The organism is Paraburkholderia eburnea (assembly GCF_002917095.1).
Classification (GTDB): Bacteria; Pseudomonadota; Gammaproteobacteria; order Burkholderiales; family Burkholderiaceae; genus Paraburkholderia; species Paraburkholderia eburnea.
Window position 1 is genome coordinate 76,527 of the sequence record NZ_PQGA01000016.1, and the last position, 23,766, is coordinate 100,292.

18 protein-coding genes are annotated in these 23,766 nt (G+C 65.6%); 5 read left to right on the forward strand and 13 right to left on the reverse strand.

The window, feature by feature from the left end; translation table 11 throughout:
• Positions 1-3 precede the first annotated feature (3 nt).
• The 3 genes from B0G62_RS23465 to B0G62_RS23475 all read right to left on the reverse strand — a co-directional run bounded on the left by B0G62_RS23465 (position 4) and on the right by B0G62_RS23475 (position 4,366).
• Positions 4-1,311: an MFS transporter gene (locus B0G62_RS23465; RefSeq protein ID WP_103706600.1), complete on the reverse strand. Its 1,308-nt coding sequence runs from the start codon at positions 1,309-1,311 to the stop codon at positions 4-6.
• Between the two features lie 72 nt (positions 1,312-1,383).
• Complete coding sequence (locus B0G62_RS23470) at positions 1,384-2,595, reverse strand: CaiB/BaiF CoA transferase family protein (protein WP_103706601.1); 1,212 nt, start codon at positions 2,593-2,595, stop codon at positions 1,384-1,386.
• A gap of 10 nt (positions 2,596-2,605) precedes the next feature.
• Complete coding sequence (locus B0G62_RS23475; protein WP_103706602.1) at positions 2,606-4,366, reverse strand: acyl-CoA dehydrogenase family protein; 1,761 nt, start codon at positions 4,364-4,366, stop codon at positions 2,606-2,608.
• Between the two features lie 165 nt (positions 4,367-4,531).
• Here B0G62_RS23475 and B0G62_RS23480 point away from each other — a divergent pair, with 165 nt between their 5' ends.
• Positions 4,532-5,407: a LysR family transcriptional regulator gene (locus tag B0G62_RS23480; protein ID WP_103706603.1), complete on the forward strand. Its 876-nt coding sequence runs from the start codon at positions 4,532-4,534 to the stop codon at positions 5,405-5,407.
• 4 nt (positions 5,408-5,411) lie between these two features.
• Here B0G62_RS23480 and B0G62_RS23485 read toward each other — a convergent pair whose 3' ends face one another.
• Positions 5,412-7,943, reverse strand: coding sequence for an adenosylcobalamin-dependent ribonucleoside-diphosphate reductase (locus B0G62_RS23485; protein ID WP_103706604.1), 2,532 nt, complete (start codon positions 7,941-7,943; stop codon positions 5,412-5,414).
• A gap of 154 nt (positions 7,944-8,097) precedes the next feature.
• Here B0G62_RS23485 and B0G62_RS23490 point away from each other — a divergent pair, with 154 nt between their 5' ends.
• Positions 8,098-8,628: a thioesterase family protein gene (locus tag B0G62_RS23490; protein ID WP_103706605.1), complete on the forward strand. Its 531-nt coding sequence runs from the start codon at positions 8,098-8,100 to the stop codon at positions 8,626-8,628.
• Positions 8,629-8,808: 180 nt separating this feature from the next.
• On the opposite strand, the gene B0G62_RS23495 is transcribed toward B0G62_RS23490, so the two are convergent.
• Positions 8,809-9,117, reverse strand: a complete 309-nt coding sequence (locus tag B0G62_RS23495) for a DUF3331 domain-containing protein (protein WP_103706606.1) — start codon at positions 9,115-9,117, stop codon at positions 8,809-8,811.
• A 450-nt stretch (positions 9,118-9,567) separates the two neighbouring features.
• Between B0G62_RS23495 and B0G62_RS23500 the strand changes: the two genes are divergently transcribed.
• A complete protein-coding gene (locus tag B0G62_RS23500; RefSeq protein WP_103706607.1) occupies positions 9,568-10,635 on the forward strand; it encodes an AI-2E family transporter in 1,068 nt (355 codons plus the stop codon).
• Between the two features lie 19 nt (positions 10,636-10,654).
• Here B0G62_RS23500 and B0G62_RS23505 read toward each other — a convergent pair whose 3' ends face one another.
• Positions 10,655-11,554, reverse strand: a complete 900-nt coding sequence (locus B0G62_RS23505; RefSeq protein WP_103706608.1) for an alpha/beta hydrolase — start codon at positions 11,552-11,554, stop codon at positions 10,655-10,657.
• A 141-nt stretch (positions 11,555-11,695) separates the two neighbouring features.
• A complete protein-coding gene (locus B0G62_RS23510; protein WP_103706609.1) occupies positions 11,696-12,796 on the reverse strand; it encodes an OpgC domain-containing protein in 1,101 nt (366 codons plus the stop codon).
• 677 nt (positions 12,797-13,473) lie between these two features.
• Here B0G62_RS23510 and B0G62_RS23515 point away from each other — a divergent pair.
• Positions 13,474-14,331, forward strand: coding sequence for a peptidoglycan DD-metalloendopeptidase family protein (locus B0G62_RS23515; protein WP_181315631.1), 858 nt, complete (start codon positions 13,474-13,476; stop codon positions 14,329-14,331).
• A gap of 111 nt (positions 14,332-14,442) precedes the next feature.
• Here B0G62_RS23515 and prpF read toward each other — a convergent pair whose 3' ends face one another.
• The 5 genes from prpF to prpB form a co-directional block, all read right to left on the reverse strand.
• Positions 14,443-15,633, reverse strand: coding sequence for a 2-methylaconitate cis-trans isomerase PrpF (gene prpF / locus B0G62_RS23520; protein WP_103706610.1), 1,191 nt, complete (start codon positions 15,631-15,633; stop codon positions 14,443-14,445).
• Entirely contained in the window at positions 15,623-16,033 is a 411-nt protein-coding gene (locus B0G62_RS23525; protein ID WP_103706611.1) for an endonuclease domain-containing protein, read from the reverse strand. The genes prpF and B0G62_RS23525 overlap by 11 nt, the downstream gene beginning before the upstream one ends.
• Before the next feature lie 63 nt (positions 16,034-16,096).
• Entirely contained in the window at positions 16,097-18,691 is a 2,595-nt protein-coding gene (gene acnD / locus B0G62_RS23530; protein WP_103706612.1) for a Fe/S-dependent 2-methylisocitrate dehydratase AcnD, read from the reverse strand.
• A gap of 96 nt (positions 18,692-18,787) precedes the next feature.
• Positions 18,788-19,954 carry a bifunctional 2-methylcitrate synthase/citrate synthase gene (gene prpC, locus B0G62_RS23535; RefSeq protein WP_103706613.1) on the reverse strand — a complete coding sequence of 389 codons (1,167 nt, stop codon included), beginning with the start codon at positions 19,952-19,954 and terminating at the stop codon, positions 18,788-18,790.
• Between the two features lie 58 nt (positions 19,955-20,012).
• Positions 20,013-20,906: a methylisocitrate lyase gene (gene prpB, locus B0G62_RS23540; protein ID WP_103706614.1), complete on the reverse strand. Its 894-nt coding sequence runs from the start codon at positions 20,904-20,906 to the stop codon at positions 20,013-20,015.
• Between the two features lie 209 nt (positions 20,907-21,115).
• On the opposite strand from prpB, the gene prpR reads away from it, so the two are divergent.
• Entirely contained in the window at positions 21,116-23,104 is a 1,989-nt protein-coding gene (gene prpR, locus B0G62_RS23545; RefSeq protein WP_103706615.1) for a propionate catabolism operon regulatory protein PrpR, read from the forward strand.
• A 25-nt stretch (positions 23,105-23,129) separates the two neighbouring features.
• On the opposite strand, the gene B0G62_RS23550 is transcribed toward prpR, so the two are convergent.
• Positions 23,130-23,522, reverse strand: a complete 393-nt coding sequence (locus B0G62_RS23550; RefSeq protein ID WP_103706616.1) for a hypothetical protein — start codon at positions 23,520-23,522, stop codon at positions 23,130-23,132.
• Positions 23,523-23,766 lie beyond the last annotated feature (244 nt).

Genomic DNA, 23,766 nt, shown 5'->3' on the forward strand with positions numbered 1-23,766 from the left:
CCTCTACTCGGGCATCGCGAGCGGGACCTCGCCGCGAGACGCGCGCGGTTGCCGGCGTTCGAGCACCGCGATACAGACCAGCGAAATACCGGCAAGCGCGCTGTAGAACAGCGCGAGGGGCCACCATTGGCCGGGGAAATCATGCGCGAGCAGCGTGCCGAGCAGTGGCGTGAGACCGCCCGCGAGCGCCGCACAACATTGATAGGATATCGAAATAGCGGAGTAGCGCACGCGCACGGCGAACGCATTGGTCATGAACCCTGCCATCACCGCATAGGAACTGCACATGCACATCACCGTGATCGCGATGCCGATCACGATGGCCACCGGCTTGCCCGTGGATACCAGCATGAACATCGGCCACGGCGAGAGCATCGCCAGCGCGGCGGCCAGCGTGAGGAAACGGCCCGCGCCCACGCGCTGCGCAAACCAGCCCGAAGCGAGCTGCGTGAAGAGCTGAATGAACGCGACGATGAACAGGCAATCGAGAATCAGGCCACGGTCGAGGCCGAGCGTCTGCGTCGTATAGTTCAGCATGAACGTGTTGACGAACCATGCACCCGCCACGCCGATCACATTCGCGCCAAGACACAGCAGCACGACGCGCCAACTGTCGCGCAGCACGTCGAGAATCGGCAGCGACGCGGTACGGCGCTGCGCCTTGATCGCCTCGAATTCAGGCGATTCGCCGACGCCCGAGCGGATCAGCAATCCCACCACGAGCAGCACCGCGCTCGCGATGAACGGCAGACGCCAGCCCCACGAAAACAGCGCGGCATGATCCAGATGCGCGACGCTGCGAAACGCGAGCAGCGCGAGAATCAAACCGGCGGGGCTGCCCAATTGCGCGAACGAGGCGAGAAAGGTGCGCTTGTCCTTCGGTGCGTGCTCGCCTGCCATCAGCACCGCGCCGCCCCATTCGCCGCCGATGGCGATCCCTTGTGCGATACGCAGCGCCACCAGCAACGCGGGCGCGAGCGCGCCTGCGCTCTCGTAGGTCGGCAAAAAGCCGATGCCGACTGTCCCCACGCCCATGATCGAGAGCGTCGCGACGAGCGCCTTCTTGCGGCCGATGCGGTCGCCCAGATGGCCGAACACCAGACCGCCGAGCGGCCGCGCGAAAAAGCCCACGGCGAAGGTACCGAACGAAGCCAGCGTGCTATAGAACGGCTCGTGTGACGGAAAGAACAGCTTGCCGAAGATCAGCGCTGCCGCCGTGGCATAGATGTAGAAGTCGTACCACTCGATCGTCGTGCCGACGAAAGCGGCCAGCGAGGCGCGCGCGGGCTGGCGTCCGGGTTGGTTCGTCATGTTTGTCTCCTTTAACCTGATTGGGGCTTGCCGAGCCGGCTGGAGCCGGTCTTCGTCGTGGCTGGCGATGGACTATCCCTTCACGACGCCGGCCTCGAAGAGCTTGCGCTGCGTGTCGATATCGATGCCTAACGCGTCCAGCACCTTGCGCGTATCGGCGCCCAATGCGGGCGGCGGCGTGCGGTAGGTTGCGGGCGTGCGCGAGAGCTTGACGGGGGCGCCGGTGCCCCGATAGCCGTCCATTTCCACCAGCATCCGCCGATGCCGCGTATGCGGATGCGCGGCCACCGCGTCGACGGTCTGCACGGGCCCGCACGGCACACCCGCCTGGATCAGCGCGCGCGCGAGCGGTTCGCAGTCGTGCAACGCAAGTCGCGCTTCGAGCGCCGCTTTCAACTCGGCCCGATGCGCGCAACGGCTGCGATTGTCGGAAAAGCGCACATCGTCGGCGAGTTCGGGGACGCCCAGGTGCTCGCACAATCTGGAGAACTGACGATCGTTGCCCACGGCGAGAAAGATCGGTGCGGTCCCGGTCGCGTAACTGTCGTAGGGCGTGATGTTCGGGTGTGCGTTGCCGCTGCGTTGCGGCGTGCGGCCATTGCCGAAGAAGTTGGGCAGATGCGGATGCAGCAGCGAAACGCCGCAATCGTACAGCGCGATATCGACCGACTGGCCGTGGCCGCTTTTTTCCCGTTCGGCCAGAGCGAGCAGGATGCCCGCGAGCGCATTCAAACCCGTGACCATATCGACGATCGGCAGGCCGATGCGTAGCGCCGGGCCGTCGCTTGCGCCGTTGACGCTCAGGAGGCCCGCCATGGCCTGGATCACCGCGTCGTAACCGGGCAGGCCGCCAAGCGGACCATCCGGCCCGAAGCCCGAGATCGCGCAATGAATCAGGCGTGGGAAGCGCGCTTTGAGATCGCGCTCATAGTCCATGCCCCAGCGCGCCAGTGTGCCGGGTTTGAAGTTTTCGACCAGCACGTCCGCGCCTTCGAGCAATTGCCAGAGGATCGCGCGGCCTTCCTCGCACGACAGATCCACGACAATGCCCTGCTTGTTGCGATTCACGCCCACGTAATACCAGGCGGTGTCGTCGAGGAAGGGCGGCCCCCAGCCTCGCGTCTCGTCGCCGTCGGGTGGTTCGAGCTTGATGACTTGCGCGCCGTGGTCCGCGAGTGCCTGCGTGCAATATGGTCCGCCCAGCACGCGGCTCAGGTCGATCACGCGCAGGCCATGCAGCGCGCCGTTCACGGCGGATGGTTCGGATGACTGATGATTGGACATTTTCCGGATCTCAATGAGCGGGCAGGAGCAGCATCGCGTCAGCGAGCGGCATCGGCTGTTCGTCCACCAGCGCACGCAACTGCCCGCAATGCGCGTCGCGCTCATCGAGCGCGAGAGGATCGCGCGGCAGCAGCTTGTGACGCACGATCAGATGCGCCAGTGCAAGGCGCCGATAATCGTGTGCATCGCGCGAAATCTGCTGCGCCTCGCACGCCATGAAAGCGGCTGTGGTGGCGTGGTAAAGGGCGCTGGCGGCCTGGCGCACGGATTCGTCACGACCACACTCGGCCACGGAATCGAGTGCAGCAGCGGCGCGCTCGAACGACGCGCGCAGCAGCGCCGCGCTGGCATCGGGCAGGCCGGCTTCGGCGAGTTCGGCGCGCACGTAATGGCCCAGCGCGTCGAGCGCGCCTTCGCGTCGGGCCGCCCGCGCGACATCCAGCGCGACGATGTTGCTGGTGCCTTCCCAGATCGAGCCCAGATGCGCGTCGCGCACCAGGCGCGGATCGCTCCATTCCTCGATATAGCCGACGCCGCCGCGCACCTCCATCGCGTCGCCCGTGACACGGCGCGCGTCGCGGCAGGCGCGGAACTTGATGAGCGGCGTGAGGATGCGCACGCACTTCGCGGCTGGTTCGTCGCCGCGATCGGCGCGCGGGAGCAGCGTGGCGATCCGCATGAACAGCGTGCGCGCCTGCTCGGTGGGCAGCATCATCTTGAGCAACTGACGCTGCATGAGCGGCATGTCGATCAGCTTGCGGCCGAACGCCTCGCGATGGCGCGCCACGTGCAGCGCCTCGGTAAGCGCGCGGCGCATCAACCCCGCCGCGCGCACGCCATTCGACAGGCGCGACATATTGATCATGTCGGCCATCTGATGAAAACCGCGACCCACTTCGCCGATCAGAAACGCCTGCGCGCCTTCGAGCACGATCTCGCCGCTCGCCATCGAACGGCTGCCGAGCTTGTCCTTGAGGCGCACGATGCGGTAGGCGTTGCGCGTGCCGTCGGGCAAGGTCTTCGGCAACAGGAAGAGCGCGAGGCCCTTGATGCCGGCAGGCGCACCATCGACGCGCGCGAGCACCATCGCGAGATCGGCGTCGGCGTTCGAGCAGAACCATTTGTCGCCATGCAGATGCCATATGTCCTCGCCTTGCGGGCCTGTACTACGGATCGCGCGCGTGGCGATGCGCGCGACGTCCGACCCTGCCGCCTGCTCGGTCATGAACATCGCGCCCTGATAGAGCGTGTCGAAATCCTGCGAAGCGAGCATCGGCAGATAGCGCGCGATCAGCTCCGGCGTGCCGAATTTGCGCAGCGTGCGCGTGAGCGAATCGGTCATGCTCACGGGGCAGCACAGCCCGAATTCGGCCTGAACGAACAGATAGGTGAGCGCATATTTGACGAGCGGCGCGGGGGCATGATCGCGGTGGCTCATCGCGGCCAGACCGAGTTCGGCATAGGCGACGCGTTCGAGCGCCACATAGTCGGGATGCTTGTCGATCTGCTGGATCGGCTCGCCGCGCCGGGTGCGCTGGCGCAGCGTCGGCGGGTTGTGATCGGCGACGATAGCGAGGGCGTCGAGTTCGTCGGAGGCGCGCTGGCCGAGCGAGATGAGCTGCGCCTCGACGTCGGCATGGGCCGCTTCGCCGAGATAGCTGCGCAGCAGCGGGGCCAGAGCGGGATCGCTCGTGTAGAAGTTGATGCCGCGGCTATCGGGAATATTGGCCGCGCCGTCGGCCTGCGCGGCGACGGCGGAATGATCGTTCATCGAATTGTCTCCTTGGATTCTGTCGTGCGGCTCGCGTAGGGCGGCGCGGCGCAAGCGTGGAACCCAGCTTAGGCAAGGCTTCGATAAGCGTCCAATACAACCGATGTCCTGTACGATAAGCGCCATCTATCGATAAAGATCGCGCACGCGACAGGAGACATCGCGATGGAACTCAAGCAATTGCGCTATTTCGTGGCCGTCGCCGAAGAACTGCATTTCGGCCGTGCGGCGCGGCGGCTGTTTATTTCACAGCCCGCGCTGAGTTTCGATATCCGCAAGTTCGAGGCGCAACTGGGCGTGCAGTTGCTCGAACGCACCAACAAAGCCGTTACGCTCACGAACGCGGGCTATGTGTTGCTGGAAGAGGCGCGGCGGCTGCTGGAGCAGGCCGACGAGGTGCGGCGTATCGCGGCGCGCTCGGCGCATGGGCTCGCGGGGCGCTTGCGCGTCGGCTTCGTCAATTCAATGTTGTATCGTGGCTTGCCCGCAGCGGTGCGACGCTTCGAGGCGGATCATCCTGCCGTGGAAGTGGTGCTGCGCGAGATGAACACCATCGAGCAGGTGCATGCGCTACAGCGCTTTCATATCGATCTGGGCTTCGCGCATTGGGGGCGCTTTCCCGCCGAGGTGCAGTCGGAAACGCTGTTTTCCGAGCCGTTTCTGTGTTGCCTGCCGGCGGGCCATGCTTTGGCGCGCAAGCGGCGCATCGAGTTGGCATTGCTCGCGCGCGAGCCGTTTATTCTGTTTCCGCGTTCGGTGTCGCCGCACTATCACGATCAGATCATCGCGACTTGCGTGGAGGCGGGTTTTAGCCCGCAGATTCGCCACGAGGCGCGCCTGTGGCAGACCGTGGTGACGATGGTGGAGTTCGGGATGGGTGTCGCGCTGGTGCCCGCCGCGCTCGGACGCATGGGCGGCGAGCGGGCGGTGTTCAAGCCATTGGCAAGTAATCCTTATGAGTCTCAGGTACTGAAACTCGTGCGCGCCGGAGAGACCGATGCGATCGTGCAGGGGTTTGCCAGGTATCTGGGGAAAGCGTGAGGCGCTACCCGCAAACTCCAATCTCTCCACACGCCGTACAAAAATCGCAGCCGTCCTTGCGAATGACGGCATTCGCGCCGCACGATCCGCACTTGCGTCCGAACATCGCGTGCTGGGCGCCGAACGTTGCATCGGCGGGCAGCGCGTTGGGACCGTCGAGCACCTGATCCCCGGCACGCGCTTCCATGTCATCGTCTCTTTGCGCCGCGCCGGAAAAACCGGAAGCCGCGTGCCGCTGGGCGAGCAAGCGCGACGGCACCTGCCTGCCCTCCGCATCGAGAAACCCGCGCCGATGCAGAATCTGTTGGATCGCATATGCAATCGCAGCCACCTCCGAGTCGTGCCACAACGGTGTGCGCTTGCCATCGAGCCGCTGCGTTTCGCCATAACGCACCTGTCCGCGATCCCATGACACCTTGCGCAAATCCTGCAGGTTGCGCGCCACAAAACCGCCGCGCGCCGCAAGCGACAGCGAACGCATGGTCGCCGTGATCCATTGCTGCGACTCGTCACGCTGGCCCACGGGAATAAAGAACTCGATGGGCCGCTCGATCGTCACGGATTCGCCGCCCACCTGGCCCGTGACTTCGAGAAACGACACCGCCACATAGAGCGATACCTTGCCCGTCTGCGTGAGGTATTCGATCTTCTCGATCACGGCGGGCAACTCGCCCTTGGGCCGATGGTCGATCGCCACGCGCAGCGGATCGAGCAAGGCGTCGCTCTGCGCATCGGCGGGCGTGTCCTCATTCGCGGGCAGCGTCTGCAGCACCGCGCCCAGCGTCTCGTTGGGCCGATACGTCGCCAGCCCCTTGAGCCCGCGCTGCCACGCATCCAGATACAGGTCCTCGAAGGCCTCGAACGGATAATCGGCGGGCACGTTCACCGTCTTCGAAATCGACGTGTCGACGAAGGGCTGCACCGCCGCCATCATCGCCACGTGTTCCTGCGCGCTCATCTGCAGCGCGTTCACGAAATAGTCGGGCAGCGCATTCACGTCGCCGCCCATCGTGCGATAGAGGCGCCACGCGTGATCCTCCACGGCGAAGGTCTCATGGCTGCCGTCGGCCATGCGGCGCGTGCGCTGGTAGGTCCACGAGAACGCGGGCTCGATGCCGTTCGAGACGTTGTCGGCGAAGGCGAGGCTCACGGTGCCGGTCGGCGCGATCGAGAGCAGGTGGCTGTTGCGGATGCCGTGTGTGCGGATCGCGGTTTGCAGGTCGTCGGGCAGGCGCGAGGCGAAGGTGCCGGGCGCGAGGTAGGTCGCCGCATCGAAGAGCGCAAATGCGCCGCGCTCGCGGGCGAGTTCGACCGATGCGCGATAGGCCGCGTCGCGCATCGTGCGGCCCACGCGCGCGCCAAATGCGCAGCCTTCTTCGGAGTTGTAGCGGATGCCGAGCATCACCAGCGTGTCGCCGAGTCCCGTGAAGCCGACGCCGATGCGCCGCTTGGCCATCGCTTCGCGGTGCTGCTCGGGCAGCGGCCAGAGCGTGACGTCGAGCACATCGTCGAGAAAACGCACCTGCGTCGTTGTGCGCGCAACCAGCTCGTCCCAGTCGAACGACGGCTTCGCGAACGGGTCGCGCACGAACCGCGTGAGATCGAGCGGGCCGAGGTTGCAGCAGCCATAGGCGGGCAAGGGCTGTTCGCCGCACGGATTGGTCGCGCGGATGCTTTCGACGGCGCGCAGATTGTTGTCCTCGTTCATGCGCGAGATGAAGACGACGCCCGGTTCGGCGACGTCATAGGTCGAGCGCATGATCGTGTCCCAAATGGCGCGCGCGCGCTTTTCGGCGTAGATCCACACGCCGTCGTCGCGCTGCCGCAGATCGCCCGCCGCGCGCAAGGCGGGCGAGGGTTCGGCGCGGTGGACCAGTTGCCAGGTCTCGTCGTTTTCGACGGCGCGCATGAAGGCGTCGGTCACCGCCACCGAGACATTGAAGTTGTTCCAGCGTCCCTTCGAATGCTTCGCTTCGATGAATTCGGGCAAATCGGGGTGATCGCAATCGAGCACGGCCATCTGCGCGCCGCGCCGCGCGCCCGCGCTTTCGACCGTGCGGCACGAGGCGTCGAACACGTCGATATAGCTGCACGGCCCCGAGGCGCTCGATCCGGTCGAATGGACGAGCGCGCCGCGCGGCCGGATCGCCGAGAAGTTGTAGCCCACGCCGCCGCCGCGCCGCATGGTTTCGGCGGCCTGCAACAGCGCGACGTAGATGCCGGGGCGGCCTTCGTCGTCGATGTCCTGGATGCTGTCGCCCACGGGCTGCACGAAGCAGTTGATGAGCGTGGCTTCGATGCCGGTGCCCGCCGCGCTCATGATGCGGCCCGCGCCCAGCGCGCCGTGGCGCAGGTTATCGACGAAGCGCGCCTCGATCTGCGCGCGCAGCGCGGGCGGCTCGGCCTGCGCGACGCCGTGGGCGACGCGCCGGTAGATGTCGTCGGCGCTGCGCTCGTCGCCTTTGGCGTACTTCTCCAGCATCACGTCGAGCGAGAAAGTCTGTACGTCGGGCTTCGGTTGCGAGTGTTCTGCCATGGCCGGATCCTTGCGATCGTTCTGCGTTGGCTCAGAGTAACGCAGAGGCAGCGCGCGTGCCCGCGTAATTGCCGCTGCCCGCGTCCGGCCAGTGGTGACAGTGGTTAAACTGGGCGCGCCGCTTCGGATCAAGCCAGAACAAGGAGGAGAGGAGATGAGCGACCACGCCACCAGCGTCGTCTATCGCGACCGCGTACGCGCCGAATGGGTCGATTACAACGGCCATTTGCGCGACGCGTTCTACATGTTGATCTACAGCCATGCGACGGATCTGCTGCTCGACGCGATCGGGCTCGACGCCGCGCAGCGCGAGGCGCGTGGGCGCTCGATGTACACGGTCGAGGCGCATGTGAACTATCTGCGCGAGGTCAGGGAGGGCACGCCGCTGCGGGTGGAGGTGCGGGTGCTGGAGCACGACGTAAAGCGCGTGCGCGTCTATCTGGAGATGTTCGCCGACGAGGGTGGCGAAGCGGGCAGCAAAGCGGCAACGCCGGTGTGCGCGAGCGAGCAACTGTTGCTGCATGTGGACCGCGCGGGGCCGCGCGCCGTGCCGTTCGACGCCGACGTGCTCGCGCGCGTGGCTGCGCTGGGCGAGGAGTCTGCGGGGATGACGGCGCGCCATGCCGGGCGGTCGATTTCACTGGCTCCGGTGCGACGGGCTCTGGGCTGGAGCGCTACCGGTTAGCCACGGTCAACCGTCGAACCTGGCGGCGAAAGCGTTGGGAGTCGTCCGTGTCCGCCCGAGGCGTGTGCGATCGCCTGGATCGCGATTATTACGGGAATCTCACCTAATCGCTTTGTCGCCGGTTGGCCGGAATGGGCCGCTTTTAACCGTTTCTGACTGTTTCTGATCGCTTGTGGCTCGTTAAGCCGCTTCGCTATACGGCACATTGGCGACGAGATCGCCGAACACTTCAGCCGCGATCATCACCGACGCATTGAGCGGCGCGGGGCGCTCGGCCGGCTTGAATACGGCGTCGCCACGGCGGATCTTGCGGCGCGAGACGGCGCAAGTGCCCGACGTATGCGCCGAGCGGCGCCGCCAGCGCTGCTCGCCGTAATGACAACGGCCGGGTTCCACCCAGCGGATCACGAGCGCGGAATCCGTTTGTTCGAGGATTTCGATGCGTTCACCGTTGGCTCCGTCAAGCGCGAGGCACGCTATTTTCTTCATCGTCGGCTCCGTAAGTGGGGTTGCCGCGAATGTATTCCTCTAAGCCGTCAAGTGCCATTGTGTCGCCGTTGAAACACCATTCCAAAATTGGCAACAATCGATCCGGCACATATACGGGTTAACGAAGGAATGCGGGTTTGCGGGCGATCGGGATCCACCCTTCGAATTTGTGCAACGCAGTGTTGTGCGAGGCGCGACATGAAAATCGGCCTGGAGAGGGGCGGTGCAGCGGGGCTGGAATGCGCCGTGGAACGCTGAAGGCGGATGCGACTCTGACTGAAAACCGCGTCGGGCGAGGGCGGCTGGTTCGCGTTTTTGGTCTGTCGCACTTATGCTGGCGGCTCGTCTTGAGCGGGCCGTGGGGTTCTGATTGCCCTGGTTCCGTCTTGAGAGCGCGGCGCGATGTGTGGTGCCGCAACGAACTGTCCTGCCGAATTTTCACGAGGTTACATGATTCATCGCCCGCCTGCTCCGAATTCCGCAAACGAGCAAAAGCTCCAGCGCGCCGCCTCGGCCGCCCTGTTCGCCGTGCTCGTTCTGCTCGCCTTGTGGGTCGTGCGCGAATTCCTGCCCGCCGTCGCGTGGGCCTGCGTGCTCGCCATCGTTCTCTGGCCGGCCTATCAGGCCATCGAACGGCACCCGGCGTTCCGGGGCCGCACGACCTGGCTCGCGACCGTTCTGACGGTCGCCATCGCCTTGCTGGTCGTGCTGCCGATCGCGCTCATGGCGATCCAGGCGGGCGGCGAGGCGCATGACCTCTACCTCTGGGCGCGCACCGCGCAGGAGAACGGCGTGCCGGTGCCCGATTTCGTCTCGCATCTGCCGTTCGGCAGCCGTCAGGTGAGCGACTGGTGGCAGGCCAATCTCACCCAGCCGCTCAAGGAGTCCCCCGCGATGAAGGGCCTGCACGGCGACGCCATCGTGTCGTTCGGGCGGCATTTCGGCGCGCGTGCCGTGCGCGCATCGATGACCTTCGGTTTCATGCTCGTCACGCTGTTCGTGATCCTGCAAGCGGGGCCGCGCCTCTCGGCCACGGTGATGCGTGGCGCGCGCCGCGCTTTCGGCGCGGACGGCGCGCAGTTGCTCCAGCGCATGGCTGCGGCCGTGCGCGCGACGGTGACGGGACTCGTGGTGGTCGGGTTGGGCGAAGGCGTGCTGCTCGGCATCGCTTACATGTTCACGGGCGTGCCTCATGCGGCGCTGCTCGCCACCGTCACTGCGATCGCGGCGATGCTGCCGTTCTGCGCGCCGCTCGTGTTCTGCGGCGCGGCGCTCTGGCTGGCGGCCCAGGGCGCGATTGTGGGCGCCATCGTGCTGGCCGTGACGGGCGTGGTGGTGGTGTTCGTCGCCGAGCATTTCGTGCGGCCCGTGCTGATCGGCAACTCGACGCGCCTGTCTTTCCTGCTCGTGCTGTTCGGCATCCTGGGCGGCGCGACGACGTTTGGCCTGATCGGCATCTTCATCGGCCCCGCGCTCATGACGGTGCTGATGGTGCTGTGGGCGAACTGGGCGGAATAACGCGCCCGGCCGCGCGCGTTCAGCGCAGGCAGGCGAGCGTGTACTTGAGCGCGGCGGGCAGCAACTCGCGCCACACCGGCCAGACGTGGCCGCCATCGACGATGCGCAGCGCCGCCGGATTGCCCGCTTCGCGCAGGCGCGTGTAGAGCAGCGACGATTCGGCCTGGATCACGAGGTCGTCGTCGCCCGAGGCGATGAAGAAGGGCACGCGCCACGGGCGGCCGACATAGCCGCTCCAGAGCGCGGGATAGTTGAGCGTGCGCCAGATGTGCGGGTCGAACTGATGCTCGCCGAACACACCCACGCGCCGCGCCGACGAGGCCAGCGGCGGGTCGCCCGAATAGATCGCGGGCGACAGCAGCATCGTCCCGCAGAACCTGTCGGGATGCTCCAGCGTGTAGCGCAGCGCGCCGAAGCCGCCCATCGAAACGCCGCCGATCGCGCGGCCGTCGCGCGTATCGGCGACGGCGAAGTGCGACTCGATCTCGGGCATCAGGTCCGAGAAAAACGCCGTCTCCATCTTTTCCTTGCGATCGACGTACCAGTCGGTGCCGCCTTGCGGCATCACGATCACGACCGGCGCAATCTCATGGTGCGCGATCAGCGCGTCGACCGTGCCTTGCAGATTGCCTTGCGTGACCCAGTCCATCGGCTCGCCATTGTTGCCGTGCAGGAGGTAGAGCACCGGATAGCGGACGCCTTCGGCGCGATAACCGGTGGGCAGGTAGACGACGTAGGGCCAGTCGCGTTCGAGCGCGTTGGCGTGGAAGGTGCGTGACACGATCGTGCTGGCGCTGGCGTTATCCGCGAAGCCGGCCCCGGCCACGAGCGCCACGAGCGCCGCGAAGGCGCTATGCAGGGCGTTGCGGAACAGATTGCGCAGCGAGGCGAACGGCGCGGTGCGTGGGTGTCTGCGCATGGCAGGAAAGCGGGCGGGTGAGGACGCGCCTGGGGCGCGGGGGACAACATACTAGCAGCGACCCGTGACGGCTGGAAACCGTGCCGCGTGCGCCCATGCCCGCGCGCACGGCGCGAAGCGGGGCGCGGTTTCGGCAAGCGTTCAGGCCGATGCTTTCGCGCGCGAGGGCAGCAGGCGTTTGAGCGGATCGGAGGCGCGCGCGACGACGAAGAGCGCAGTCAGTGCGATGGCGTCGGCGGCGAGGCCGGCGGGCACATCGAGATAGCCGTCCGTGTACCAGTAGAGCACCGAATCGACGGTCAGCGAGATCACGGCCCCCGCCACGAACGAGAGCAGCCCCTTGCGGCCCACGAGGCCCACCCAGGGCAGCGCGATGGCGAGTTTTTTCGCCCAGCCCAGCCGGATCACGTGCGCCGTGAGCCACGCGATGCCAAAGAAGTTGAGCGCGCGGAACCACGCGAGGTTGCGCTTGAAGTCGGCGTCGAGCGCCGTATTGCCCAGATGCAGGCGATAGATCGCGGCGGCGCCCACCACGGCGAGCGCGAACAGCGTGACGAGCGCGCCGGACTTCGGTCTGGCGGTGATGTTCTGGAACACCGGCTGCGCCTGGGCAATCATGCCGGCCACGAACAGCAACTGCCACGCGAACGGATTGAAGTCCCAGTTGATGTCGTCGACGTGCGGGAGATACGGCGCCAGGTGTGGTGCGACGGCCCACAGCACGAAGCTGATCGCCGCCAGCAGCCATGGCCGCGAGCGCGCGAGCGGCAACGCCAGCGGCGCGGCCAGCGCGAAACATGCGTACATCGGCAGCACGCCGGCGAGATAGGGCTGGCGGCGCAGCAGCACGATGTCGCGCAGCGCGGCGGCGGGCGCGAGCGTCAGATCGTCGAGGTCGGTGGTGGCGAGATTCGGCGCGTCGACATTGCACGCGACCAGAATCGCTGTGACCAGCAGCATGAGCAGTGCGGTCACCACGAACGCGCGATAGATCTCGAATGCGCGCTTGATGAAGCGCTGGCGCGCGGAGGCCTCGGTGCGGCGCGCGCTGAGCGCGGCCCAGGCGGTGGCGGTGGCGAAGCCGCCTAGGAAGACGAACACTTCAGCGGCGTCGCACAGCGCGTAGGCGTGCAGCGTGACGCGCGACAGGATGCTGCCGCCGATGTGATCGACGACGATGATCAGCAGGACGAGCCCGCGAAAGAAATCGAGTTCGACAAGACGATTGGATGACTGTGACATGGATCCGGCGCTGTCTGGCTGGCACGCTCGAAAAGCGCGCACGGCCTTGCTGGCGCAAGCAAAAAGCCGCTGCGAGGGTCCGCTGCCGGAGCAAAGGCTCTACGGCGGCGGCTGCGCGAGGCCGCGGCAAAAGTGGGTGGAAACGGAATGTACCCCGCGATGGACGAAGTCCGCGGGTTGCCCAGGAAATGACCCGATTGACGCGATGGCGTTCCCGTGGGGCGGATTCTACCGGGATGTTGGCAATACTACATTAATTTCAAAGTGCTTTCAGCACGCCTGGCCGTATGCTGGCCATTTGGATAGGGCGTGTTCAAGTTCTCGTACGGCGTGCCGTTATGCAGAAGAGATCCGGGGCAGGATCTGGCGCCTTTGACAGGCGGCACAGGAGCGAAAATTCAGGCGAGCAAGAGTTGTATCAGAGTGTAGTGGCCTGAATGCTCAGTATGAAATGGGCATTACAATGCCGGATCGCTTTTGGGATAGGAGTGTAGGGGTCGCAACGAGGAATTACGCGACGCTGGGCACTTTTATTCGATAAAGCACGCGATTTGAATGAAGATGAAGGCGGCTGGCACCATGGGTCGATAAGGTGGGACGGGAGCGCGTGGGAACGCTGCAAACCGTTTCTTGCCGATCGGTACGGGCGCGCCGCCTTGCAACAAGGAGTATCGATTATGTTCGAGGATCGTACGGGGCAGACAGCCTCCGGTCTGACGCGGTTCTGGATGGGCCTGACAGGCCTTGGCTTGACACTTCTGCTGGGCGCTTGCGCTAACGTTAGCGAGCCGCAAACGCCGCAGCCGCAGCCCGATTCGTCGGCGGCGGCAAACCCGGCGTCGGACGCCGCGGCCAGCGCTGCCGCGCAGCAGGCGGCCAGCGTGCCGGTCCAGCGCACCGTCACCAAAACGACCTATGTGCGCGTGCGGCGCGGCGATTCGCTGCAGCGCATTGCATCGGCCCATAACGTTTCGGTGCGGGAGTTGACCGCATGGAACCACCTGAAGCCGAACGGCCGCCTGCGCGCGGGCCAGTCGCTCAAGCTGGTTTCGACTCAGACGATCACCGTGCAGCAGGCTACGCCCGTGCAGGGCGGTGCAGTGCCGGCGGCCAACCCGGCGCAAAGCCGTGCGGTGGCTGCCGAAGTCGGCCGTCATGCGAATAGTGTGGCGCTCATGTGGCCGGCGCGCGGCCACGTGGTCGAGCCGTTCGCGCCGGGCACGACGCGCGGCATCGAGATCGGCGGCAAGGCGGGCGATCCCGTGCTCGCCGCTGCGGACGGCAAGGTCATGTACGCGGGCACCGGCCTGAACGAGTACGGCAGCCTTATCATCGTCCAGCACAACAAGGACTTTTTGACGGCGTATTCGCACAATCGCCGTCTGCTCGTGAAGACCGGCGACACCGTGCATCAGGGCCAGCAGATCGCCGAAATGGGCAACGAGAACAACGACCGCGTGGCCGTGCTGTTCGAGGTTCGCCGCGACGGCAAGCCCGTCGATCCGATGCCGTATCTGCCGACGCCGCAGAGCTGAGATCGCGGTTTCTGTTATCGACGTAGCCAATGCCGCAATGAAACAGTGGGCCTGCTTGAGCAAAAACCGCGAACAGCGCACGTCTCTGGATGTGCGCCTTAAAACAGCCCCTTAAAACGCATCTCCGGGCACCCGCACCCAGCCTTCCATCAGCACGCGCGCACTGCGGCTCATGATGGCCTTGGTGACCGTCCACTCGCCGTTTTGCTGGCTTGCCTCGGCGCCTACGCGCAGCGTCCCCGACGGATGGCCGAAGCGCACGGCATGGCGCTCGCCGCCGCCCGCCGCGAGGTTCACCAGCGTGCCCGGGATTGCCGCGGCCGTGCCGATCGCGACGGCCGCCGTGCCCATCATCGCGTGGTGCAGCTTGCCCATCGACATGGCGCGCACCAGCAGATCGACATCGCCGGATTCCACGCGCTTGCCGCTCGATGCCGCGTAGGCCGCGGGTCTCGCCACGAACGCGATCTTGGGCGTGTGCTGGCGCGTGGCGATCTCGTCGAGGTGCTTGATGAGGCCCATGCGCAACGCGCCATGCGCGCGGATGGTCTCGAACTTTTCCAGCGCCTTTGCGTCGCCGTTGATGGCGTCCTGCAATTCCGTGCCCGTGTAGCCGATTGCCTCGGCGTTCACGAAGATGGTCGGGATGCCCGCGTTGATCATCGTCGCCTTGAGCGTGCCGACGCCCGGCACTTCGAGGTCGTCGACGAGATGGCCGGTGGGGAACATCGCGCCACCCGCGCCTTCTTCCTCGGCGGCGGGGTCGAGGAATTCGAGTTGCACTTCGGCGGCGGGGAAGGTGACGCCGTCGAGTTCGAAGTCGCCGGTTTCCTGTACCTGGCCGTTCGTGACGGGGACGTGCGCAACGATGGTCTTGCCGATGTTGGCTTGCCAGATGCGCACGGTGGCGACGCCGTTATCGGGCACGCGGTTCGGGTCGATCAGGCCGCTGCTGATCGCGAACGGACCGACGGCCGCGGACAGATTGCCGCAGTTGCCGCTCCAGTCGACGAAGGCCTTGTCGATGGCGACCTGACCGAAGAGATAGTCGATATCGTGACCGGGCCGCGTGCTCCTGGAGACGATCACAGTCTTGCTCGTGCTGGATGTCGCGCCGCCCATGCCGTCGATCTGCTTGCCGTAGGGGTCGGGGCTGCCGATCACGCGCATCAGGAGTTGGTCGCGCGCCGCGCCGGGCTGCCGGGCGACGTCGGGGAGATCCTGCAGGCGGAAGAACACGCCTTTACTGGTGCCGCCGCGCATGTACGTGGCGGGAATCTTGATCTGGGGTTTAGAGCTCATGGAAATCCCGTGTCGATGTGTGTTCTCCCCTCTCCCTGAAGGGAGAGGGGCCGGGGGGGAGGATGACGCGCCTTTTGCTGACTTCTAACAGGATCGCCTCAAGGACCGCGTGGAGGTTCCGCAAGATCTCGTCGTTCCAGAAGCGCAGCACGGTGAAGCCTCGGCTCCGTAACCACGCATCGCGCACTATGTCGTCGGCGTTGCCGTTGTGCTGTCCGCCATCGGCTTCGATGACTACACGCGCGCCGAGATGCGCGAAATCCACGATATATGGCCCGATCGGGTGTTGCCGACGGAACTTCTCGCCGCAGAGGCGGTGCGCGCGAAGATGACGCCAGAGCAGTTGTTCCGCTTCGGTCATGTTTTTGCGCAGATGCCTGGCTAGCTGTAGCTGGTTCATCGCCCCCCCTTTCTCCTTTCCCCGCTCCCCAACCCCTCTCCCTTCAGGGAGAGGGGCTTTGTGTCAGGCTGCTTTCGATGACTCCAGGAAGTCCTGCGCGAAGCGCTGCAACACGCCCCCCGCGTCGTAGATCGAGACTTCCTCCGCCGTGTCCAGTCGGCAGGTGACCGGCACTTCCACGCGTTCGCCGTTCTTGCGCTGGATCACCAGTGTCAGGTCGGCGCGCGGCGTGCGGCCGCCAATCACGTCGAAGGTCTCCGTGCCGTCGATGCCTAGCGTCGTGCGGTTCGTGCCCGCCTTGAACTCCAGCGGCAATACGCCCATGCCGATCAGGTTGGTGCGGTGAATCCGCTCGAAGCCCTCCGCCACGATCACCTCCACACCCGCCAGGCGCACTCCCTTGGCCGCCCAGTCACGCGACGATCCCTGGCCATAGTCCGCGCCCGCGATGATGATGAGCGGCTGCTTGCGTTCCATGTAGGTTTCGATGGCTTCCCACATGCGCACGACCTTACCTTCCGGTTCGACGCGCGCGAGCGAACCCTTCTTCACCACGCCGTTCACCACTGCCATCTCGTTGATGAGCGTGGGGTTCGCGAAGGTCGCGCGTTGCGCCGTCAGGTGGTCGCCGCGGTGCGTGGCGTACGAGTTGAAGTCCTCTTCGGGTAAGCCCATTTTCGTGAGGTATTCGCCCGCTGCGCTGTCCGGCAGGATCGCGTTGGACGGCGACAGGTGGTCCGTCGTGATGTTGTCGCCCAGCACGGCCAGCGCCCGCAGGCCGCGCAGCGTGCGCTCGCCCGCAAGCGCCCCTTCCCAGTACGGCGGGCGGCGGATGTAAGTGCTTTGCGCGCGCCAGTCGTAGAGCGGGTCCGTGGTTTCGCCGCTTTCGGCCGTGAGCGCGAACATGGGCTCGTACACCTTGCGGAACTGCTCGGGCTTCACGCTCTGCGCCACGATCGCGTCGATCTCCTCGTCGCTAGGCCAGAGGTCTTTCAGGTAGACCGGTTGGCCGTTCTGGTCCGTGCCTAGCGCATCCTTTTCGATGTCGAAGCGGATCGTGCCCGCAATCGCATAGGCCACGACGAGCGGCGGCGAGGCCAGGAACGCCTGCTTGGCATACGGATGGATGCGGCCGTCGAAGTTGCGGTTGCCCGATAGCACGGCGGTCGCGTACAGGTCGCGATCGACGATCTCCTGCTGGATCTTCGGGTCGAGTGCGCCCGACATGCCGTTACATGTCGTGCACGCGAACGCGACGATGCCAAAGCCCAGCTTTTCCAGATCCGGCAGCAGCTTCGCTTCTTCCAGGTACAGTTCGACGGCCTTCGATCCCGGCGCAAGCGAGCTTTTCACCCATGGCTTGCGCGTCAGGCCGCGCGCGTTCGCGTTGCGCGCGAGCAGCGCGGCGGCGATCACGTTGCGCGGGTTGCTGGTGTTCGTGCAGCTCGTGATGGCCGCGATGATGACCGCGCCGTCGGGCATCTGGCCCGGCGTTTCCTCCCACTTGCCCGCGATGCCGCGCTCGGCCAGTGCCGAAGTGGGCAGGCGCTTGTGCGGGTTCGACGGGCCGGCCATGTTGCGCACGACGCTCGACAGATCGAACGTCAACGTGCGTTCGTACTGCGCGCGGGCGAGCGAATCGGCCCACAGGCCCGCCGTTTTCGCGTAGGTTTCGACCAGCCTGACCTGCTCTTCCTCGCGGCCCGTGAGGCGCAGATAGTCGAGCGTCTGGTTGTCGATGAAGAACATCGCCGCCGTGGCGCCATACTCGGGCGCCATGTTCGAGATCGTGGCGCGGTCGCCGAGCGTGAGGCTCGACGCGCCTTCGCCGCGAAACTCCAGATACGCGCCGACTACCTTTTCCTTGCGCAGGAATTCGGTGAGTGCGAGCACGATGTCGGTGGCCGTAATGCCCGGCTGGCGCTTGCCCGTCAGTTCCACGCCGACGATATCGGGCAGGCGCATCCACGAGGCGCGGCCAAGCATGACGTTTTCGGCTTCCAGTCCGCCCACGCCGATGGCGATTACGCCGAGCGCATCCACATGCGGCGTATGGCTGTCGGTGCCCACGCAGGTGTCCGGGTACGCGACGCCGTCGATCACGCCGATCACGGGCGACATTTTCTCCAGATTGATCTGGTGCATGATGCCGTTGCCGGGCGGAATCACGTCGATGTTCTTGAAGGCCTTCTTCGTCCAGTTGATGAAGTCGAAGCGGTCGACGTTGCGACGGTCTTCGATCGCGCGGTTCTTCTCGAACGCCTGCGGATCGAAGCCGCCGCATTCCACGGCGAGCGAGTGATCGACGATCAGCTGGACCGGCACGACCGGGTTGACCTTGGCGGGGTCGCCGCCCTGGTCCGCGATGGCGTCGCGCAGGCCCGCCAGATCGACGAGCGCCGTCTGGCCGAGGATGTCATGGCAGACGACACGCGCCGGATACCACGGGAAATCGAGGTCGCGGCGGCGCTCGACGAGCTGCCTGAGCGAGGCGGCGAGGTGAGCCGGCTCGCAGCGGCGCACGAGGTTTTCGGCGAGGACGCGCGAGGTATAGGGCAACGTGTCCCAGGCGCCGGGCTGGATCGCTTCGACGGCTTCGCGCGCGTCGAAGTAATCGAGCCGGGTGCCGGGAAGAGGCTTGCGGTGAGCAGTATTCACGGCTGGGGGACCAATATGTAGTAAGCGGGCGGAGACCAGCGCAACTCTACGCGCGCCAGCCTCCCGTTCCCATTAGCCGAACGGCCAATGACGCGATCAGCGCTTGCCGAGCGGCACGAACTTCAGATTCTCCGGACCCGTATAGTTGGCGCTCGGGCGGATGATCTTGTTGTCGACGCGTTGTTCGATGATGTGCGCGCTCCAGCCTGCCGTGCGCGCGATCACGAACAGCGGCGTGAACATCGCGGTCGGCACGCCCATCATGTGATACGAAACAGCGCTGAACCAGTCGAGGTTCGGGAACATCTTCTTGACGTCCCACATCGTCGATTCGAGGCGCTCGGCGATGTCGAACAGTTTCAGATTCGACTGCTCCTTCGACAGCTTCTTCGCGACTTCCTTGATGACCTTGTTGCGCGGGTCCGAAATCGTATACACCGGATGGCCGAAGCCGATCACGACTTCCTTCCTCTCGACGCGCGCGCGAATGTCGGCTTCCGCCTGATCCGGGTCTTCATAGCGCGACTGGATCTCGAACGCCACTTCGTTCGCGCCGCCGTGCTTCGGGCCGCGCAGCGCGCCAATCGCGCCCGTGATGGCCGAATAGATATCCGCGCCCGTGCCCGCGATCACGCGGCCCGTGAACGTGGACGCATTGAACTCGTGCTCGGCATAGAGATTGAGCGAAACGTGCATCGCATCGACCCACGACTTCGACGGCTCCCCGCCGTGCAGCAGATGCAGGAAATGGCCGCCGATCGAATCGTCGTCGGTTTCCACTTCGATGCGTTTGCCGTTGTGCGAATAGTGATACCAGTACAGCAGCATCGAGCCGAGCGAGGCCATCAGGCGGTCGGCGATATCGCGCGCGCCGGGCAGATTGTGGTCGTCCTTCTCGGGCAGCACGGTGCCGAGCACGGACACGCCCGTGCGCATCACGTCCATCGGGTGCGCGGAAGCGGGCACCCATTCGAGCGCCGCCTTCACGTTCGCGGGCAGGCCGCGCAGCGCCTTGAGCTTGGTCTTGTAGGCGGCGAGTTCGGCCGTGTTCGGCAGCTTGCCGTGCACGAGCAGATAAGCGACTTCCTCGAACTCGCTGGCCGTGGCCAGGTCGAGAATGTCGTAGCCGCGATAGTGCAGGTCATTGCCGGTGCGGCCCACGGTGCACAGCGCCGTGTTGCCCGCCGTCACGCCCGACAGGGCAACCGACTTCTTCGGCTTGAAACCGCCTGCGCTTTGCGTGGCGTTGTCCGTTTCGCTCATGGTGTCTTCCTCTCTCGATCTAATAGGGTTTAACGTCGTGGGGACGCGCTATGCGTGATTACTTCTTCGACGATGCGAACAGCGCGTCGAGCTTGTCTTCGTAAGCGTGATAGCCGAGGTACTGGTAGAGATCCTCGCGCGACTGCATGGTCGAAACCGCAGCCTTTTGCGTGCCGTCGCGCTTGACCGTCTCGTAGAAGTTGAGCGCGGCGGCGTTCATCGCCCGATAGGCGCCGCAGCAGTAGAGCGCGATATCGACGTTGGCGCTCTTGAGTTCGTCGGTGGTGAAAAACGGCGTCGAGCCGAATTCGGTCAGGTTGGCGAGAATCGGCACCTTCACGGCCGCCTTGAAGCGGCGGTAGTCGTCGAGCGTCTTCATGGCTTCGGGGAAGATCATGTCCGCGCCCGCTTCCACATAGGCGATGGCGCGCTCGATGGCGGCATCGATGCCTTCCACGGCGGCGGCGTCGGTGCGGGCCATGATGACGAAGCCGTCGTCGGTGCGCGCATCGACGGCGGCCTTCACGCGGTCCACCATCTCGTCGGTCGGCACGACTTCCTTGTTCGGGCGATGGCCGCAGCGCTTCTGGCCCACCTGGTCTTCCATGTGCACGGCGGCGACGCCCGCCTTGATGAACGACTTGATCGTGCGCGCGATGTTGAAGGCGCCGCCCCAGCCGGTGTCGATATCGACCATCAGCGGGATCTCGACGGCGTCGGTGATGCGGCGCGCGTCGATCAGCACGTCGTCCATCGTGCTGATGCCCAGGTCGGGCACGCCCAGCGAGTTGGCGGCCACGCCGCCGCCCGACAGATAGACGGCCTTGAAGCCGGTTTGCTCGGCCAGTTTGGCGGCGTAGGCGGTGATCGCGCCCACGACCTGCAGCGGTTGTTCGGTAGCCACGGCCGCGCGGAATTTCGCGCCGGCGCTTGCGAGGGATTTGCTGTTCATGCGTCATGTCTCCGAAGGAATTGGCGCTGATACTGCAGATACCGTGCCAGCGCGAAAGCGGTGGGTCAGGCCTTGCCCAAGGCGTTGATTTTGCGCCTGAATGCCGCCGATGGGGTTCTCGCCCCGATTTCTCTTGTGAAATGTCGATTTCAAATGTGAAATCGGCGCGCGATAATGAAACCGCCCTGGAAATTTGCCTTGAGTCTTTCATGAACCGCTTCCCCTCCGCTTCCGAACCCTTCCGCCCGCGCGTCTGGGCGATGGGCATCAGCCGCCTGCGCGATCTGTTCCGCGATATCGCGGGCGAGTACGACGAGCTGGCCGATCTGCGCGTGGTGCCGCGCGGCTTCGAGGAGGCGGTCGCGGAAATCGCGGCGGCGGGCCCGAACCAGCGCCCCGACGTGGTCGTGGCGGCGGGCTCGAACGGCACGTATCTGAAGGCGCGCATCGACCTGCCCGTGGTGCTCGTGCAGCCGACCGGCTTCGACGTGATGCAGGCGCTGGCGCGCGCGCGCCGCGAGGCCGATCTGGTCGCGCTCGTGACCTATGGCGAGACGCCGATGGAAGTGCGCCGTTTCGCGAGCGCCTACGGCATCGACGTGGTGTTCGCCTCGTATCGCACGGTGCAGGACGCGGAAGCCTGCGTGCTCGATCTGCGCGATCGCGGCGTAGGCGCGGTGGTCGGGCCGGGCCATGTCAACGATCTGGCGGCGCGTTTCGGCCTCGTGCCGTTCTTCGTGTATTCGCGCTCGTCGGTGCGCGCGGCCTTCGACAATGCGCTCGAAGTCGTGCAGGCCACCTGGCGCGAAACGCAGCGCCGTCAGCGTCTGGACAGCGTGCTTCAGCATCTGCGCGACGGCGTGGTGGCGCTCGATGCGCGCGGGCGCGTGGAGGCGATCAACCAGCGGCTCGCGGGCGTGCTCGGTATCGATCCCGCGACGGCGGCGGGCCAGCCGCTGGCGTCGCTCGCGCCCGACATCGCCTTCACGCTGCCCGACGCCGACGGCGAATCGCTCGAAACCATTCGCGGTGTCAGCTACGTCGTGCATCGCGGCCCGCTGGTCGATAACGGCGTGACGACGGGCGCGGTGCTCACGTTCCAGGAGTCGCGCGCGGTGGAGCGGCTCGACCGCACCTTGCGCACGCGCCAGCGCACGCAGCAGTTCGTGGCGCGTTATCGGATCGGCGACTTGAGCGGCGCCACGCCGGGCATCGCGCGCGTGCGTCAGTTGGCGCAGCGCTACGCGAAATCCGACGCGACCGTGCTGATTCGCGGCGAGAGCGGCACCGGCAAGGAGATGGTCGCGCAGGGCATCCATCGCGAAAGCCCGCGGCGCGATTTTCCGTTTGTCGCGATCAATTGCGGCGCGTTTCCCGAGGCGTTGCTGGAGAGCGAATTGTTCGGCTACGAGGAGGGCGCGTTCACGGGAGCGCGGCGCGGCGGCAAGGTCGGGCTGATCGAGGCGGCGCATCGCGGTACGCTCTTTCTCGACGAAATCGGCGAGATGCCCTTGCCGCTGCAAAGCCGCTTGCTGCGCGTGTTGCAGGAGCGCGAAGTGGTTCGTCTGGGGGCGACGGAACCCACGCGCGTCGATGTGCGCGTGGTGGCCGCAACGCATCGCGCGCTCACCGAGCAGATCGAAAGCGGCGAGTTTCGGGCCGACCTGTTCTATCGCCTCAACATTCTCAATCTGGCGATCCCGCCGTTGCGCGAGCGGGGCGAGGATATCGTGCCGCTGGCGGCGGAATTGCTGCTGCAATCGGCACGTCGCGAGCCGCGCGTGGCGCTGCGCATCCGCACCCAGGACGACGCGATGCGCGCGCTTGGAGCCATCGGTTACGCGCTCGACCGTCACCCGTGGCCCGGCAATGTGCGCGAGCTGCAGAACGTGATCGAGCGGATGGTGGTGGAGCTTGCGGATTCGGACGTCGATGTGCTCACGCCCGAAGTGTTGCGCGCGATCGCGCCGGAGGTGTTCGAGACCGCGCGCGGTGCGCCTCAGGAAGCGGCGGATCGCGCAGTCGAACCGCTTACGCTGCGCGAGCGCAGCCTGAACGTGCAAGCCGATGAAATCCGCGCGGCGCTCGATGCCTGCGGCGGCGACCGCGACCGCGTGTGCGCCATGCTCGGCATCAGCAAGACGACGTTGTGGCGGCGTTTGAGCGCCGCGAAAAAGGCCGCGCGCGACGTTACCTGATGAACGCGCGGCCTGAGCGGCAACGTCAGTTCCTGATGCCGTTGAGCAACTGCGCGACCACGCCATGCAGTTGCAGCACGTCGGGACTCTTCCGCAGGAGCGCCTGATAACGCTCGAAGAATTCCGCCGACTCCTCGCCGGAAAACAGCGCCGTCACACCCTCGACCGCGCCGATGCGGTCTTCGGGTTGGGCGTCTTTCGCGTCCAGTGTTTCGTCGACGTTGGCGATCACCGTCGAAAACGGCATCAGCCAGCGAAATCCCGTGCCGTTGATGAGCACCTGGAGAAAGGCCGCGGGCGTGGTCGGCCCGAATTCGCGCTCGTATTCGGCGCGTTCGTGATCGAGTATCGCCTTGTGCAGGTTGAGCAGCGGCTTGCGGACTTCGGAAAGAAATTGAATCGCGCGGGCTTCGTCCATCGTGGCGGCTCCTTGGGGGTGCATGAAGGTGCTTCATATGCGTTCGATATCGCGCGGTTTCAAGGCGCGCGCCCATCGAACGATGGTAGCGCAACGCCGCAACGCATGTCGTTAGCGTTCTGAATGACGCGTTCGGCGCACTTGCCAGCGCGCGAATAATGTCGGCGCTACACTCGCCGGGTTCTCACACACTCGCTCGCAAGGCCGCATTCGCGTGCCGCTCGTGCAAATACCCCACGATTTG

Bases quoted from the DNA above. Each gene is read 5' to 3' on its own strand.
- B0G62_RS23465 (WP_103706600.1), bottom strand. From the start codon at position 1,311: ATGACGAACCAACCCGGACGCCAGCCCGCGCGCGCCTCGCTGGCCGCT.
- B0G62_RS23470 (WP_103706601.1), bottom strand. From the start codon at position 2,595: ATGTCCAATCATCAGTCATCCGAACCATCCGCCGTGAACGGCGCGCTG.
- B0G62_RS23475 (WP_103706602.1), bottom strand. From the start codon at position 4,366: ATGAACGATCATTCCGCCGTCGCCGCGCAGGCCGACGGCGCGGCCAAT.
- B0G62_RS23480 (WP_103706603.1), top strand. From the start codon at position 4,532: ATGGAACTCAAGCAATTGCGCTATTTCGTGGCCGTCGCCGAAGAACTG.
- B0G62_RS23485 (WP_103706604.1), bottom strand. From the start codon at position 7,943: ATGGCAGAACACTCGCAACCGAAGCCCGACGTACAGACTTTCTCGCTC.
- B0G62_RS23490 (WP_103706605.1), top strand. From the start codon at position 8,098: ATGAGCGACCACGCCACCAGCGTCGTCTATCGCGACCGCGTACGCGCC.
- B0G62_RS23495 (WP_103706606.1), bottom strand. From the start codon at position 9,117: ATGAAGAAAATAGCGTGCCTCGCGCTTGACGGAGCCAACGGTGAACGC.
- B0G62_RS23500 (WP_103706607.1), top strand. From the start codon at position 9,568: ATGATTCATCGCCCGCCTGCTCCGAATTCCGCAAACGAGCAAAAGCTC.
- B0G62_RS23505 (WP_103706608.1), bottom strand. From the start codon at position 11,554: ATGCGCAGACACCCACGCACCGCGCCGTTCGCCTCGCTGCGCAATCTG.
- B0G62_RS23510 (WP_103706609.1), bottom strand. From the start codon at position 12,796: ATGTCACAGTCATCCAATCGTCTTGTCGAACTCGATTTCTTTCGCGGG.
- B0G62_RS23515 (WP_181315631.1), top strand. From the start codon at position 13,474: ATGTTCGAGGATCGTACGGGGCAGACAGCCTCCGGTCTGACGCGGTTC.
- prpF (WP_103706610.1), bottom strand. From the start codon at position 15,633: ATGAGCTCTAAACCCCAGATCAAGATTCCCGCCACGTACATGCGCGGC.
- B0G62_RS23525 (WP_103706611.1), bottom strand. From the start codon at position 16,033: ATGAACCAGCTACAGCTAGCCAGGCATCTGCGCAAAAACATGACCGAA.
- prpC (WP_103706613.1), bottom strand. From the start codon at position 19,954: ATGAGCGAAACGGACAACGCCACGCAAAGCGCAGGCGGTTTCAAGCCG.
- prpB (WP_103706614.1), bottom strand. From the start codon at position 20,906: ATGAACAGCAAATCCCTCGCAAGCGCCGGCGCGAAATTCCGCGCGGCC.
- prpR (WP_103706615.1), top strand. From the start codon at position 21,116: ATGAACCGCTTCCCCTCCGCTTCCGAACCCTTCCGCCCGCGCGTCTGG.
- B0G62_RS23550 (WP_103706616.1), bottom strand. From the start codon at position 23,522: ATGGACGAAGCCCGCGCGATTCAATTTCTTTCCGAAGTCCGCAAGCCG.